Consider the following 16,035-nt stretch of genomic DNA (forward strand, 5'->3'; position numbering starts at 1 on the left):
GCTTTTATTTTTAAGATTTTCAGCTCTTTATGTTTTCAATAAAAGTGGAAGGCCGCCTGTGTTTTGTTCAGTTAAATCTGTCGCTTATAGTGCCATCACCGGGAAATATAAAGAGTCATTTTTTATGAGAGACAGATCCAAACGTTCTACAATTCCCGGATATACAGGTTCAGATCTGTTTCGTGAGACAGCCCCATCTTTTTACGTAAGCGATATCGGGTAACATCAACGCTTTTGGGCGAAATATTCATAAGGTTTGCAATCTCCTGTGTATCCAGATTGATCCGGATAAAGGACAGAATGCGCACGTCATGCGGCGTAAGATTTGTGTGTTTTTCGGTGAGCCGGTTAATAAAGTCCTGGTGCAGTTCAGAAAACAACTTATGGAAAAAGAAATTTCTTTTTTCGTTGCTGACTTCCTCCAGTATCTTGTTTTCCCAACGTTTCGAATCGCTGTTCCGCATTTTTTCCAGACCCTCTTTTAACTCCATTAGAAACTGATTCTTATGGCTTATAATTTCGGCATACTGCAAAAGTTGTTCATTCTTAATGGCAATATTGCTTTTAACCACATCCTGCTCATGTTGCTGCTGCTGGTTCAGAATACGCTTTTTATTCAGCCGGTTCATAATATGAATGGTGAATAAAATACACAGCAGAAATATAATGGAATAGGGGATAATGACCCATTTTGTCTGGTACCAGTATGAGTCAATCACAAAAGAAACTTCACTTTCCTTCGTAATCTTGCCGTTTAGTCTGCTTTGAACCGTAAATCTGTATGTTCCTCCGTTGAGCTTGGTATACTCTTTTTTACCGGCTGTGGCACTCCATTGCGACCAGTCGTTATCGTAGGGCCATAAGATGTATCTGAACTCTATTACATCGGTGGATGATTTCTGTGTTCCGAAATGAAAAATTATATTCTTGTCTCCGGCAGAAAAGAGAAGTTGCCTTGTCATATAAGGATAGGTGTATTCCTTAAAGTCATTTTCATCCTGTCCTACTTCTATTTTCGTTATTACCGGTGGTGACCCGGTTACTCGTTTTGACGTGTTTTCAATATTAAATGTGGTTACCCCGCGATCTGTTCCTATCCGCAATTCTCCGTTTTTAATGTCAATGAAAATATTATGTTTCATCAGTGCATTTTCAACAGAACTCAGCAGCTTCTTGTAGGAATAGTAAGTTCCGTCATGAAGATCAACCAGCATATCCAGTTGTCCGTTCTGTACATAGGCCAGTGAATTGCCGTTAGCTTCTTCGTAAAAAGCTGAAATCCCGGGGCCGCTGATGGAATTAAACGGTGGCGGGGTTATTTCGTCAAAGGATCCGTTAGAATAGCTCAGCAGCTTATCGCCATTGTAAAAAATAACATTATTGTTATAATCAAAAAACGTTTCAATGGTATCATAAACCGTTTGCTTTACCATATCATCCTGAACCAGCCGAAGCTGTGTTACAGGTTCACTTTCAGTATCAGACCAGATACAATTGTCAGAATCATCAAAATACAGTTTAGTGCCCGCGGTATGGTTCACAAAGGTTACAAGCTGCATTTTATCACCGGATTTCCGCGTAAGAATAACTCCGGAATACGTGGATAAAAGATAAAAGTCGGTACTCCCAAAACGCGCAATATCCATAACGCCATCACCGGCATACACTTTAACCAGTTTATTGTTGTCCATTTTCATTAAACCCAGCGTATGACAGATGTAGAGCTGATGATCAATTTCGCGAATTCGCCACACCTGCCCTTCACTGTTTGGAACAATAGTAAAAGGATTGTATGCTTCTGATGAAAACAGTCCCTTGTTTGTAGCCAGATATGTTGTGTTGTTGTAATCCTGAATATAGTAGGTGGCACCTTTGTTAAAGATTGGTTTTAATGCATTTTTCAGTTCAACATAAGCAATGCCGTAGTCCAGTCCCAGCCAGATATTGCCATTGGGTGCTTTTTTTATGGCCAGAACGGTATTGTCAATCAGGTTATTCGTTGAATTAACTTCTGTTACTACAGAGTTGTCCTGTTCATCAATCTGAAGCAGACCATTAGATATGGTTCCAATGCTGTAAATTTCATTATCATAAGAAGATGCTGTAAAAAAAGATATCCCGTCAATAGACTCCGGTAGACTTACCTGCCTGACCTGTTTGCCATCGTATGCAAACATTTTACCATTGAAAAGGATAAAATAGAGTTGGTTATTACGGACAAATATTTTTCTTATCTCAACACCATGTGTCTGATTGAAATTATAATGGACCTTAAAGGTGTCTTCTTCCACGGTGCCGATTTTACCTTCCCGTGATATAGCCCATAGCTGGTTGTTCCACAGCGTCATGCTGTAAAAGCCTGTGCCGGATCGTATGACTGATTGTTTGGCGGCTTTTTTATCATATACCATTATCAGTCCTTCAGTCTGGAAAAAGATCCTGTTATCCAAACATTCCACATCCCACACTGTTCCGCCTTCCACGTTGCCAATAAAAGTGTATTCAAGATCAGTTGGCGTGGCTTTTACAAAATATCCAAAGTCAACATCACCACCACACCATATGGTATCGTTCTGAACTTTAAGACTTCTGATGACATCCTTACTGGCAGTTTGCGACAGCTCCCATATGCCGTAAATGTTTCTTAGTAATCCTTCTGTGTTTCCGAAGTAAACCACACCGTATGAATCAATGTCGATATCCCAGTTCTGACGACCGGCACTATAGTCTGTTTTATCATAGGATTTAACTACCGAGAGGTAATTGTATCCAAATGCTCCGGAATAAGAGAAAACGGAAATCAGTATAATAAAACATATTCTGGTCATTACATTTACAGTGATATCGTTATCGTTAAAGATGCTGTGGTTAGTGAAATGAGATCTTTGTTAAAAGCAAATATAGTATTTAGATCAATGTCTTCCAAGCCATAAAATGGTGCCGTAAGAACGTTGTATAACATGTTTTGGTTCTTTTTTCAGGTTAGAAAAAGTAGTAATATCAGGTAATGAAATAGTTCCGGTATAAAAAATGAACCCCAAAAGCCGGATAAAAACTTTTGGGGTTCACTACTAAAAAGCGCTGGCTTTCTGTTTTTATTGTTTTACAAACCGTTTGGTAATAACCCGTTTCCCGTCAGAGATCGTGAAAAAGTATATGCCACGATCCAGAGCCGTAATATTTATTTTACTGGCTAATGCGCCGGTGAGCCTGTCTTTCTGTACTGTTTTACCGGAAAGATCCGAAATGCTGTAAGACAAGAATGACTTATAATCCGGAATTGTCAAATGAATTTGCGAACTGGCCGGGTTCGGGTATATGCTGAATCCTTTCGGATCTGAATTCACCTTTTGTACCGGAACAGGTCCGTTTTCTGCAACGAGGCTGTTGATGTATTTTTCCAGCATAGTATAACCGTCAGCTCCCACTATATTACGGTCACTTGGATCTTCCTTGTTCAACCCATTGGCATCTTCCCAGTCGTCTGCCATGCCATCACGGTCATTGTCAACCGGAACTTCTGATTCATCGTAAGAGTAAGTCTCCCAACCACCAACATCTTCCTGGGTGTCAATTAATCCCGCACGTTCTGTTCCATTGGAAGCTCTGTCCGGTGCCAGCCCATTTCTGACTTCATTGGTTACACGCATGTCGGTGGAATCTCTGCTATAGCTTGCACCGGCATAGTCAAGTACGGTTTCGTAAGCTACTTCAGCACTATGGGTATGCACATAAGGAACTTCAAATTCTGTATTCGATTTAATACCTTCAATAGAACCACCGGGCAAATCACCACCACTGGGTTCTATTCCCAACCAGTTGCTGTTAGTAACAGATGAACTTGCAGTTACAATATTACCGTCAACATAGAAAACTCCCCAGACGCCAGCTGGCAGTTCATATTTATCAGTACTTGGATTAGGATTGAAAATACGCGTTTTATGAGACGATTCAGGGCCGGCTTTGTAATAGTTGTTGACAAAATTATAGCTTCCGCCCATACCGGCATAACCGCTGTTACCTCCCCAGTTGTAAATGACATTATTTCTGAAATCAACCAGTTCAAGATCTGTTTCACCTGAATATCTTGAGCCGTTCATCCTTGGATTTCTGCTGTCATGATGCGCCAGCAGATTGTGATGAAATGTTGCAGTCTGGCCTCCCCAGATGCCTCCATAGCCATGGGTTCCCTTTTCATGAACTGATTCTCTGAGACTTTCGGATAAAATGCACCATTGCAACGTAAAGTTCTTATTGTCGTAGAATGATCCGCACTCATCTGTGCTCCAGCTTAGCGAACAGTGGTCAATAATAATGTCTGACTCATTTCTGCCCCACATGGCATCATCCTGTGTTGCTTTCTCGTCACCCATCCTGGAACGGATATATCTTACAATGACATTGCTTCCACCCTGATAAAGGCTGTAGTTTTTAAGACAGATACCATCTCCGGGCGCTGTTTGTCCGGCTATAGTTGTGTTATCGTTAATATCCAGTCTGGAATTAAGTGCAATGATACCCGCAACTCTGAATATAATGGTTTTTTTTCCGGGGCGACCCAGACACCATCTGAGTGTACCTTCATGGGTTGAATAATTTCCTGTATTGGTATCATCCAGAGAGGTAACAAAATAAACTTCACCACCTCGTCCACCTGTTGTATACATTCCACCTCCCTCTGCTCCCGGGAAAGCTGGTGTTTGTGCCGATGCCTCTGTAAGCATCAGGGCTAAAAATAAAAAAAGTAAAGTAGAAATACGTTTCATATCAATCGAATTAATGTTATTCTTATTTGTAAACCAGTAGACAGATTCAGGCAAACTGAAGTGCTTTAATCTCTTTTTATGAATTTGTCCAAAGTTTTATTCCCAAATATCCATCAGAATACGTGCTGCAAAAAGAGATTTTGATAAGTGTACTACAAATATAACAATGAATTTTTGAAATTGAATAATTCACGTGATTTTTCACAATCGATTGCACAAACAGATCTGCAATTTAAATACTTCTTTATAACGAACGAAAAAAAGCTGTCCAAAAAGACAAATGAAAATATTTTGAACTTATAAATTGTAAGCAATCTTTATTTTACCCCTCCATCCTCGACAGCTATCGGGAATTCCCTAAATAGGGAGGTTTCAAGTCCCCTTTCCGCGTGTCGCCGAAGCAATAGCGGAGGCGCAGGTGGACTTAGGGGTAATTTTGTAAAAATTACTTACGATCCGTAAGTAAAGATAATTCTGATATCACTTTTGGGACCTCCTCTTCATAGTTTTAGAAATTTCTTATCGACAGTGCCTGAACTGCTGTTTATGCGAATAACATAGTAGCCGGGTTTTAACTTTTTTGTACTGATCTGTTCTGATGTGTTGCTTTGTAAAATATTCTCCATGACTTTATTGCCTGCCAGATCATATATGGTGAACTGCTTTACAGAGACAGAAGGATCGTGCCTTATCTGTAGCATATTCCGGGTCGGAACAGGGAAAATTTGGATGCCATCCAGCTTATATTTCTCATCTGTTTTTGTTCCTTTTGTTACGGTTACCATGGCATCATTTGTATCAGTGCCGGTTAGAGTCGTATCAATGGAGTAGGCGTCTACCCTGAACCAAACGGACTCACCGGTGCTGACAGCAGGGGGGAGCCAGTAATATTCATTGACTTTCAGGCCGGAGTCTATTTTTGTAAAACTCTCTTGATTGTCCACACTATAGTATAAATCGTAAGCTAACGGATTGCCGTCATCAGGATTATTAAGGGTCCAGGATAATGGCATGGAAGCATTCCATTCATCATTTTCCGGTTGAACAACTGTTACCTCCGGATTAAGATAATGATGTAAAAGTTCTGCATAGCCCTTGCCGCTGACCGGATTTCCGTTTACCGTTCCTTCAATACTTACTGAACCTTCATAAAACTGAAAAGGGAGGTCAACTTCCGTGTTGTTGTTTATTGCTGTAATCGTAAGATCCATATTATTCTGCTCAGAAGTGAGTCGCCATTTTCGGGCATAGCATAAATCCTCTGTCGAGTTCCACCAGAATCCCAGCCGCTCAATATGGAAATCAATATTGGTATAACTGTTAAGTTCATCCACATAAACCGATATATTCTTGTATTTAGGATCTTCAGGAATCGTGTTGTCAGTTGCAAAAAGGTCCCAGACGTTTATATCCATACCATTGGAAAGTTGTAAGCAGAACCATTCATATTTTTCACCGGTACTCGGGTTAAATGTCCCGTATTGTCTGTCTATCCATGAGGTTCCGCTTACGTTTTCAGTAGTACCGTTAAATGTAAATGAACCGGTAACACTGTTAAGCGTTTGCGAATAGTAATAGGTATATGTTTCCTGTCCCTGGGGGAAGTAACCATCATCACCCAGGATAAGTGGTGGTTTCTGAGCCACATATTCCAGATTCAGAGCACCTTTTGATGCATTGGCAGTCAAAACGTATTCAAAAGGAATCATGCCGGCAGCATTGGTCTTGTTTTTCCATGTTTCGGTGCCTGATCCCAAAAATCCTGTCTTCACAATAAGGTTCAGACTGTCTGTAGCCAGCAGGGCATAGGTCACAGGTTGTACATCAGAATAAAATTCGCCTGTATCATCGTTTGTTACATTAAAAATTCTAAATCCCTGATAAGGTGGATAGTTCATGTAAAAATAGGTGAGCATGTAACTGTAATGAGTGCCTGATTCATCCCCGGTGAGATGACCAATGGTATACCACCATTCAACAGGTTCTGTTGTGTGTCTTCCCTCATCCTTTGGAAACTTAATCAGGCTGCCAGCAGGTTCATAGGGATAATCTTTCCAGTCCTGAGAATTGACCGGAAGTACTTCTGTAATCAGAAAAAGCATAAAAAAGTAAACGTATTTGCCCATAATAAAACTGTTAGGTTATTTATAATTAGTCAAGATAAAGATAATTAAATTTGAGAGATTGGAAATGCTTCTAACGTTCAACACAAATATAAAACAATAAAAACAGTAAAATTACCTACAAAACGAATTTGGGTATTTTTGCTGAGGGATAAAGAAAGGGGTTTCAGAAGGCCGTTGAGTGAAACGCCATGTCATTATATCAAGCTGATTATACCTTCCCCAGATAAAAGGTGACTTTATAACAGTGGAATAGAATTAATGCTTCACATTTATCGCCCTAGATAAACACTCTCTTAGGTCGTTTTCAGCGAGGGAGTTCGGACAATTCTTTATGATAGGCCGAAGAACGGTTTAGATTTAAATGTTTCGCATAAAGAATCTGTATTAACTAAAGCATATTGAAAAATTAAAATCGGATTAGGTGGAATGAATATAACTTGTGCCACCAGCCCCGAAGCTTCGGGGGAAGCGGGGACACCAATATATTGAAAAAGCAAAGAGGGAAAAACAATCGTTTTTCCCTCTTTGTGGTGCCACCAGGAATCGAACCGGGGACACACGGATTTTCAGTCCGTTGCTCTACCAACTGAGCTATGGCACCGTTTGGTTTTGCTGTGTGATCTCTTATTGCTAAGAGCGGTGCAAATATAGATATTTTTTCAAATTCTCAAAAACCAGATTAAGAAAAATAGAAAATTATTGAATAACCGTTAATTTAACCAGTTCGATTTTGTTTTCTGTGGCTTTCAGGATTTTAAATTTAAACTTTCCTATGTCTATGATATCGTTTACCTTAGGCAGGTTTTCATAGTGATAAAGTATTAATCCGGCAACCGTTTCAAAATCATCTGTTTTGGGTAATTCTAGATTTAGTTTTTCATTTACATTGTCAATTTCAACCCGTCCGCTCAGGATATATTCATTTTCACCAACAGAGCTGATCTGAAGATCTGTACTGTCATGTTCATCTTCAATTTCACCGAATATTTCCTCCATAATATCCTCCAGTGTCACTATTCCTGAAGTCCCACCGAATTCATCCACAACCACGGCAATACTTCGTTTTTCCTGCATAAATACTTTCAGAAGTTTGCTTGCAGCCATGGTCTCCGGAACAATAGGGATATTCATGATCCTTGAACGCAGGGTCTTCGGATTCTTAAACAGCTCTGAGGAGTGAACATAGCCGACAACATGATCAATATTTTCTTTATATATAACAATTTTTGAAAGGCCGGTCTCAATAAAACGTTGTTTTAAATCTTCCAGAGATGAGTCAATATCAACAGCAACAACTTCTGTTCTTGGGATAACACACTCCCGCAGTTTAACCCGTGAAAAGTCAAGTGCATTCTGGAATATTTTTACATCATGATCAATAGGGACAGAGTCTCCATTGGTGTTTTCGTATGTCTCTTCAAGCAGATTGTTCAGCTCAATTCTTCCAAAAACCGGTTTCTCCTCCATGGTGTCAAACCTGACCCTGAAAATACGTAGTATTTTTGCCGAAGCCCATGAGGAAAAAGAAGCAACAGGATACAGCACGATGTACGACAGGATCAATGGAATGGATAATAGTTTAAGTGATAAGTTGGGATTGAGTCTGAACACAGTCTTGGGCAAAAACTCAGCAGTAAAGAGGATAATCAGTGTTGAGAAAATAGTTTGCAACAGCAGAACAACTAATCCGGAATCAACATATCTGAAAAATACGGGTTCAAGCACTTTGGCCATCTGTAAACTGTAGATGACAAGCGCTATATTATTTCCAACCAGCATGGTCGCAATAAACTGCTGGGGATGTTCATAAAAAATGGAAAGGATATTGGACGTAAATTGTCCCTTTTGGCGGTCAATTTCGAACCGGAGTTTATTTGAAGCCACGAATGCAATTTCCATACCTGAGAAAAAGGCTGAAAATGTTACCGTTATGAGGATTGTGGCGAGTGAACTCATTGCAATATTTTGTATGAAATTAAGAAAGAGAATTTAAAATTTCAAATTATTCAATATCTAACGGAAATGTTGCTGTTACTTTTTCAAAGGAGTATTGCGTAAAGTTCTGATTTGATTTAAAGCCTGTACAGATAACCACCTGTCCGGTTTTGTGGTTTGTAATCCGCAACATCTGGTCCGTGTAAAGCTTTTCCTCGCTCTGATCCCAGTACATTAACTCCGTTTCAAATGTTTCATCGTCAATGTTCCTGGCAAACACCTTGTTTTCCAGTTTCCATAGTTTCTCTTTCTCAAAATAGCGTGCATAGTTACACTCTATTTCAGAGTCAACAAGCTGATCATGATTGTACCGTTTAAGTTTCAAACCCTCACTGAATTCCCAGTACGGCTCTTCAATTTTGTCGAAAACTTCATACAGAGGTGCAGTAATGATATATTTCACAAAACCGGAATCTGAGACTATTGACTCAATGTTTTCTGCTTTTACCGAAGGCCATTTGGTTCTGTCAATATCAGGAACAAGTTGTGTTTTTGTTTTACTGCAACCTGAAAAAATTATTGCAGCACAAATAATTTGTGCTGCAATAAGTGATATTTTAATATGAATTTTAAGTTGTGACAAAATTAGTCTTTAGGTGTACACGTTGTTGTTTCGTTAATCCATCCACCAACCCGGTATGGCTGATTCAGTTCAAATCCTTCCTGCATGAATATCTCTTCTGTACCGGGGAAATGCTGAGAATAATTGTTGATATACATATTTGCTACATCAGCACATGAAGGATCTACCTGTTTGGCTTTTTTTAGTTTATCTACTGCAGCCCAGTATCCCGCTCTGTTTTCAATATCTTTGCTACCCAGTTGCTGAGCCTGTGCAGAAGCAGCATACATTTGTCCAATCAGGATATATGGATCGCCCCAGTTGGGCCGGGCTGCAATGGCTTTTAAAGCATACGATCTGGCAGTTGGATAATCTTTTTTCTTTGAAAATTCAATGTTGGCCATTAAATAAAGATAATCTGCTTTTTTATCGTTGTCTTGTTCCAGATTAACTGCTTGTTGCAGATACTCCATGGCTTTATCTATATCTTCATGAGCCGGATTAATGTACATTCTAGCAAGGGCAACTGCACCTACTGCACTTGGTTCAATATCATAAACATATTCAGCTGCTTTAAAATAGGTCTCAGATTCGGTACAATCTGATTTATCAAAAGTCTTTAGAATTTTCTCAAGCTCTTCTTTGTTTTCTTTGTCTTCTTCCACCTTTGCAGCATACATATTTTCCAGTGTATTACAATCTGCTACTCCGCTTTCAGCAAATTTCTCTTCTGCAAAGTCCCTCAACTGATCAACAGTACTATTATATTTTGTTGTTGCTTTCTGAATTTTATCCAGATTAGATTGTATCTCCTGGTAGTTTGCTATAAGCGTTTCGCCAGTGATTTCACTCCGATCATAAAGTACAAAATTCAGACCAATGTATTTTGACATGCATGACAGCAGTGTTGAAGCTGTAGAAGGCATGAATTTGTTTAAAAGCCCTTTAATGGCATCATCAAAGTTATCAAGTGATTGTTTTAATCCTTCAGTTGTGTTGCCATAATACTCGTAATAAGTCAGTGCTTTTTTACCATTAATATATTCTTTGGGATATTTTGAATGATTACCAAAATATTTTATCCGCTGATCATAAAGTTGCATTAACTGCTGAATAAGCTGCTCTTTCTCTTCTGGGCTTTGCGCATGTTTTATTTGCCACTCCATAATATCTTCACCTTCAGTATAAATGTAAATACTGGCTGCGGGACATTCATTATAGGATACTGTCCATGGTTTAACCGCATCTTTGTAATTTTTTTGTTTAGCATATTCATGAAACAGCGAAAAATTACTCAGACACCTGATACTGTCTTCTCCATGTCCGAATTTTGAACCACTTTCCAGCCCCGTCTGGGCGAACATGGTCATCGTAAAAGCAAGTAATGCTAATGTTGTAAATACCTTCGTTTTCATTTTTATTGCGATTAATTATTATTCCAGTTTTCTGCGGAAGAACCAATAATCATTGAATGAAAAATTAATGGTTACCTTTCCATATGATTCACTAATTAAAGAACCTCCTGAGGATTTCATCTGGCCAAGTTCAAATGCAATGTTGAATCTTGTCTTTTCATATCTCAGTGGTAAACCGAGTCCAAAAGTCATGCCAAAATTGTAGAGATCCTCTCCAAGCCCGGTGATATAGTTGGTTGAGTAAAATCCACCAAGCCTGTATTCCACACGTTTAAAATAGTTTCGGTCTATAAAGTTAGGAATATATTCTAAACCGGCAGAAATTCTTGTTTTGTTCCCCAGTGTATCGGTAACGTTATAAAATTCGCTTTCGCTCCATTTTTGCAATGCATATTCGCCTGTAACAGTCAGTTTATTTTTAACTTCATAAGCTGCACCTATGCCATATGCTTCCGGCATTTCCATTCCAATATCCTGACCTATATTAGAGGCAATTGTAATTTTTGTTATGCTTGCGAAATCTTTTTGGGATATGAGATCCTGCCTGGCATTTAAGGATGTTTTAAATTCGTAGGTACCACCCAGTGTCAAACTGTGAGTCTCATTCACTGGCAGGACAAACTGCAAGCCGAAGACGGGATGAACAGCATTAACATAAAGTTTTTCATAACTGTAGAAAGTTGAATACTCAGGGTTGTTGGGAAACTCAACAATTCTGTTATGCGAAACTGCACCAAAAAGATATTCCAGGTTAACACCCAATGATAAATGATTAAAAAACCTGGCAGAAATACCTGCAAAAGCATTGGTCACACCTCCGGAACCTTCGTAGGTGCTTTGGGTGATGCCGATATCCTGAAGATCCTGTTGAATGAAGTAATTATATCCAACATTTGACATTGGTCTTGCTCCCAGTGATACTCCAATGTACTTTGAGATCGGAAATGCCATGCCCAGATAACTGAAGTTTACATCATTGTTAAACTGTGTCTGCGTTCCGGATTTGAATTGTGAGATCTGACCGGAAAATGCAAATTCAAAAATCTGACTTAAGGTATCGATGGCACTGAATGCTGCCGGGTTAGATGGATTTATGGTCTTATTGGAACGCAATGCGATACCCGATTTACCCATCGATTGTCCGCGGCCAAATGTATTGGTTTCAAGCAAGCCCAAACCATACCTCGTATAGGGCGAACTGGTACTGTTTTGTGCATTTAAAACAGTTACAAACGTCAGTGCACAAAATGTAAAAAATAAAAGTTTAATTCGCATTGTGTTCTAAAATTGTGTTTAGTCCTATCAGTACCAAATTTGAATGTACAAAGATGGTACTTTTTACATATTTTTCAAAAAAAACAGCATCACCTCCTGTCAGAATTACTTTGCCATGAGGATTATTATCTAAAAAACCGGAACATACCCCGTTAATTTCGTGTGTTAAACCATTAAATACACCCTGTTGTATGGCCTCATGCGTGTTTTTACCCAAAATGTTTTCAGAAAAAACCGGTTCAACCAGTGGAAGTTTCGAAGTGAACGTATTTAATGCCTTTAAACGCATGTTTAAGCCGGGTGAAATGGTTCCGCCCAGGTAATTTCCTGCATTATCCACATAATCAAAAGTTACAGCAGTTCCGGCATCTATCACCAGAAGATTTTTGCCTTTGTATAGTCTGTATGCCCCTGCAGCCCCTGCAAGTCTGTCTTTCCCCAAAGTCTCAGGTGTATCATACAGAATTGTTAACGGTGTTTTCACGGTGTGATCCAGAAATATAAACTGAGAAAACTTACCAGAAAGCTCTGAGAAATCTGATTTATCCCTCCTGGTAGAGCTTATTATGCATAACCGGGGTAGAAACCTGTTTATCAAATCCTTCAATTCTTCTGAATCTGATGATGTACAGGTCGTCGTATCCAGCATTTTTCCCGATTCGAAAACTGCTGCCTTGGTACGTGTATTACCCTCGTCAATTATAAGGTTCATCATCAGTTGTTTATGTGAAGACGACAAAAGTATTTAAATTACCGTGAATCATATTATTTCAACTCCAAGTAAAGTGTTAATCTTTGATAAATTACTCAGGTTTTCTTTAATTTGCTCTACTACAATAACGTTTTTGCTTATATCAATATTGTTAAAACGGTAAACGGCTGAAAGGGTTACAACAAAAATCATCAATATCTGCATGAAGATAAATTACACAGCCATATTGCTCACTGTACTCGCACTGGTTGGTTTAACGCTATACAGACTGTTAACACCTGATGCCTTTATTGTTTTATGTTCAGAAAAAAACAAACCCGAAACTATGCATTGGGCAAAAAGCACTGATGGAATAAAATGGAATATTATTTCCAGTGCCAAACCCCTGGTTATTGCTGATTATGATGATGTTCAAAACCAGCAAATCATAAGAGTAGCCAGATCCCGGTTCATGCACTACGTTACCGGTAAAAACAAAATATTAAGTTCTAAGTCCGATGATTTGGTTCATTGGGAGCGACCTTTAACGGTCGTGGAAAATGCGGATGCAGTTCTGGATTTTCCGGGTCCCTTTAAATTTAAAATACTGGAAAATAAAAAAGCCGGCACTGAGCTGTTTTATTGCAATAATGCACTGGATAATTCCGGAATTTACTACACCTGTACAGAAAACAGTAAACTTGTTGAACCCATAAAAATAATTCATTCAACAGTTGATATTGAGGATTTTCAGATTTTCAGATTGAACGGTTTATATGTTCTGGCACTGATGTCCGTTAATGGTAATCGTGAGGAGGTTCACATAGATTTTTACACATCCGCCGGGGCTAAAAACGGATGGGTTTTAGAAGACGGAACAATGACTGATAGTTTGGAGTGGCTGCAAACAGTGGGATTACAAAAAAATAACAAAGAATTCTGGTTGTATGGAAACCAAAATGGCATTATTTCCGTAAAACTTAATGGAAATGGTGATGGTATTACAACGGAGAAAATTACTCAGAAATCGTTATTTCCGGCGACTTACAAAATAATATGCGGAACGGCTATTCAGAAGGATATACTGAAAAAAGCAGAGAAAGAACTTAAAAGCAGATCGTAAGTTTAGTTAACTGTTAAACAGAAAATGAGTATGTTTTGTTATACCTTTAAATATTAACCAAATCTTAGTATTATGAACTCAGCCGAAAAGATTGAAAGATACGGTCACTTGAATAAATATGAGAAGCTCACAACTGTAACCTCTCAGAAAATCCCCGGCACATTGGTTTTGGAAGCACCTGAACCCTTTCCCGGTTATCTTGAATATTACAGTGAACGGCCTCATTTTTCTTCTCCGTTGTATATCTATTTTATCATCCAGGGCAAATCGTCTCTCGAGGAGGTTGCACGGGCAACTCAGGCTGCAAGATCCGTTTTCAAGGGACGGTTTGAAGCTGCTTATGCAGAGATAAAATTCCCACACGAGTCGTTTGATGCTATTCGTGTTCGTAATCTTGATAATTTCAGCGAAGTACCGGTTTTACAGGAGGTATACAGTAAAGTTGGGATCAGGTTTGACCGGCAATTAAGAGATATCAAAGATACAGCTCTGATTACCATTAAAAAGTTGTTTCATCTGAATGTGGTGCAGGAAGGCATATATCTTGATGTAGGTGAATTGGATCAGGGCTATTTTGTTTTGCCTTACCACCTAAAGTGGGACGAATTCCGGGATTTGGTAAAACGGGTCAATTACAACTGGATCACCGCTAAATCGGATTTTGCCCTCGCATTTTTTTATACAGATGACAGGATAGAAGATGTGGTAAGGGTTTATAATCCGGCTCTTTCGTCCGATTTTTTACTGGAAGCTCACAAACAATTCATGAACAGATTATAATGAATCATTATTCATATTCTTTATAGGAGACCACAAACCGGGTCTCCTTTTTTTATCCTCCGGATGCATGGTACAATAATCTTTTTTGCCAAATATTTTATAACGGTATCTGGCAATTAAGTCATACACATAATCCCTTACCGTTCGTGGAAATATATAGCATATGGCGAGTATTGAAAGTGGAAAGCCGATGAGTGTGGAAATTTTCAATACAGCATCTGATTTTAGATAGAGGTTATTGTGGTAATAAAGTATGACAGTGTCAGGAATGTTTTGAATGTCGGACAATATCTTCTGACCATCCGGTGATTGTAAAGGGACATATTCGAATTGCTTTTTATGGTCGAACCGAAGTATGGTCCGTGTAGAATAATTGCACAGATTACAGAATCCATCGTATAAAATTACAGGTTGGTTCATACCTGATAAACCAATTTGAAGGCATAAGGTTTATAAAAAAACTCCGCATGTTGAATGGTAAAACATGCGGAGTTTCAATATCTGGAAGGGAATGTTTAGTCGTAAAGGTGGACAATATCGCCTGAGCCCGTGATTCGGGAGTTTACTTCCGGGTCGCCGTAGTAATAAACCTTTCCGCTGCCGTCGATACGGATATTCAGAATATCGGTAGCCCATACCTTACAGGTCCCGGATCCATTGATATCTAAATAGGATTCCAGGGTCTCAAGGTAATCTGTAAAGACATCGCCACTGCCATCGAGGTTAATAATTTGTTTTCTGGCATAACCCTGGCTTCTGATTTTACCGGAACCGTCAAGATTTGCATCAAAAATCTGGCAGTCAATATCGGTTGTGGTGATGCTTCCACTGCCACCAAGATCTGCAAAAACGCGATCTGCAGTTATATTCATGGTCATGATATCACCTGATCCGTCAATTGACATGGCAAAGTCATTGTTCATGCTGAAGTTGTCCATTACATCAATATTGCCCGATCCGTCGATGGATACAAAATGCAGTTCCGGTAACGTGATTTTATACTGAAGTTTATCATAACTTATGGTTCTGAATTCGCTTTTAAAACCCAGGTGTAATACACCGTTGGAAACATAAATGTTCAGCATGTCGAACAGATCACTATGCGTGGAGACTTCTATGTTGAACGATTCCCCGTAATAAACAAATACATCACCTGATCCGTCAAGTTCTACTCCTTCAAAACCACTCAGGTCATAATTTCTTGTCTCAATTGGTCCGTCAGCTCTGTAATAACCTATACACGAGGTTAACAGCAGCACGCTTAATGCTATGATTGATAAAATTGTCTTTTTCATCTTCGTA

The 16,035-nt window shown here is 39.1% G+C and carries 12 protein-coding genes and 1 tRNA gene; 2 read left to right on the forward strand and 11 right to left on the reverse strand.

The window, feature by feature from the left end; genetic code table 11:
• Nucleotides 1-146: 146 nt before the first annotated feature.
• From ACE1EF_RS10760 to ACE1EF_RS10800, 9 genes are all read right to left on the reverse strand, one after another.
• Nucleotides 147-2,828 (reverse strand): helix-turn-helix and ligand-binding sensor domain-containing protein, encoded by a 2,682-nt coding sequence (locus tag ACE1EF_RS10760; RefSeq protein ID WP_375720669.1) that lies wholly within the window; start codon nucleotides 2,826-2,828, stop codon nucleotides 147-149.
• A 267-nt stretch (nucleotides 2,829-3,095) separates the two neighbouring features.
• On the reverse strand, nucleotides 3,096-4,766 hold the full coding sequence (locus tag ACE1EF_RS10765; protein ID WP_375720670.1) for a T9SS type A sorting domain-containing protein: 1,671 nt from the start codon (nucleotides 4,764-4,766) through the stop codon (nucleotides 3,096-3,098).
• 500 nt (nucleotides 4,767-5,266) lie between these two features.
• Complete coding sequence (locus tag ACE1EF_RS10770) at nucleotides 5,267-6,892, reverse strand: lipocalin-like domain-containing protein (RefSeq protein ID WP_375720671.1); 1,626 nt, start codon at nucleotides 6,890-6,892, stop codon at nucleotides 5,267-5,269.
• A 528-nt stretch (nucleotides 6,893-7,420) separates the two neighbouring features.
• Nucleotides 7,421-7,493: transfer RNA gene (locus ACE1EF_RS10775), tRNA-Phe, on the reverse strand.
• A 95-nt stretch (nucleotides 7,494-7,588) separates the two neighbouring features.
• Nucleotides 7,589-8,848 (reverse strand): hemolysin family protein, encoded by a 1,260-nt coding sequence (locus ACE1EF_RS10780; RefSeq protein ID WP_375720672.1) that lies wholly within the window; start codon nucleotides 8,846-8,848, stop codon nucleotides 7,589-7,591.
• 46 nt (nucleotides 8,849-8,894) lie between these two features.
• Nucleotides 8,895-9,470, reverse strand: coding sequence for an LPS export ABC transporter periplasmic protein LptC (gene lptC / locus ACE1EF_RS10785; RefSeq protein ID WP_375720673.1), 576 nt, complete (start codon nucleotides 9,468-9,470; stop codon nucleotides 8,895-8,897).
• A 2-nt stretch (nucleotides 9,471-9,472) separates the two neighbouring features.
• The gene (locus ACE1EF_RS10790; protein ID WP_375720674.1) at nucleotides 9,473-10,864 is read right to left on the reverse strand and encodes a tetratricopeptide repeat protein; all 1,392 of its coding nucleotides are present in this window, start codon (nucleotides 10,862-10,864) and stop codon (nucleotides 9,473-9,475) included.
• A gap of 18 nt (nucleotides 10,865-10,882) precedes the next feature.
• The gene (locus tag ACE1EF_RS10795) at nucleotides 10,883-12,139 is read right to left on the reverse strand and encodes a BamG family beta-barrel-assembly machinery protein (RefSeq protein WP_375720675.1); all 1,257 of its coding nucleotides are present in this window, start codon (nucleotides 12,137-12,139) and stop codon (nucleotides 10,883-10,885) included.
• Nucleotides 12,129-12,854: a type III pantothenate kinase gene (locus ACE1EF_RS10800; protein ID WP_375720676.1), complete on the reverse strand. Its 726-nt coding sequence runs from the start codon at nucleotides 12,852-12,854 to the stop codon at nucleotides 12,129-12,131. The genes ACE1EF_RS10795 and ACE1EF_RS10800 overlap by 11 nt, the downstream gene beginning before the upstream one ends.
• A gap of 199 nt (nucleotides 12,855-13,053) precedes the next feature.
• Here ACE1EF_RS10800 and ACE1EF_RS10805 point away from each other — a divergent pair, with 199 nt between their 5' ends.
• Both ACE1EF_RS10805 and ACE1EF_RS10810 read left to right on the forward strand, forming a co-directional pair.
• On the forward strand, nucleotides 13,054-13,953 hold the full coding sequence (locus tag ACE1EF_RS10805) for a hypothetical protein (protein ID WP_375720677.1): 900 nt from the start codon (nucleotides 13,054-13,056) through the stop codon (nucleotides 13,951-13,953).
• A gap of 72 nt (nucleotides 13,954-14,025) precedes the next feature.
• A complete protein-coding gene (locus ACE1EF_RS10810; protein ID WP_375720678.1) occupies nucleotides 14,026-14,733 on the forward strand; it encodes a hypothetical protein in 708 nt (235 codons plus the stop codon).
• Here the strand turns inward: ACE1EF_RS10810 and ACE1EF_RS10815 are convergent.
• Both ACE1EF_RS10815 and ACE1EF_RS10820 read right to left on the reverse strand, forming a co-directional pair.
• Entirely contained in the window at nucleotides 14,728-15,153 is a 426-nt protein-coding gene (locus tag ACE1EF_RS10815; RefSeq protein WP_375720679.1) for a thiol-disulfide oxidoreductase DCC family protein, read from the reverse strand. The two genes, ACE1EF_RS10810 and ACE1EF_RS10815, sit on opposite strands and share 6 nt — an antisense overlap.
• 95 nt (nucleotides 15,154-15,248) lie before the next feature.
• The gene (locus ACE1EF_RS10820; RefSeq protein ID WP_375720680.1) at nucleotides 15,249-16,028 is read right to left on the reverse strand and encodes a head GIN domain-containing protein; all 780 of its coding nucleotides are present in this window, start codon (nucleotides 16,026-16,028) and stop codon (nucleotides 15,249-15,251) included.
• Nucleotides 16,029-16,035: the final 7 nt, after the last annotated feature.

The sequence above is a fragment of the Quyinboa sediminis genome (genome assembly GCF_042219855.1).
Taxonomy (GTDB): domain Bacteria; phylum Bacteroidota; class Bacteroidia; order Bacteroidales; family UBA5342; genus JBHJHP01.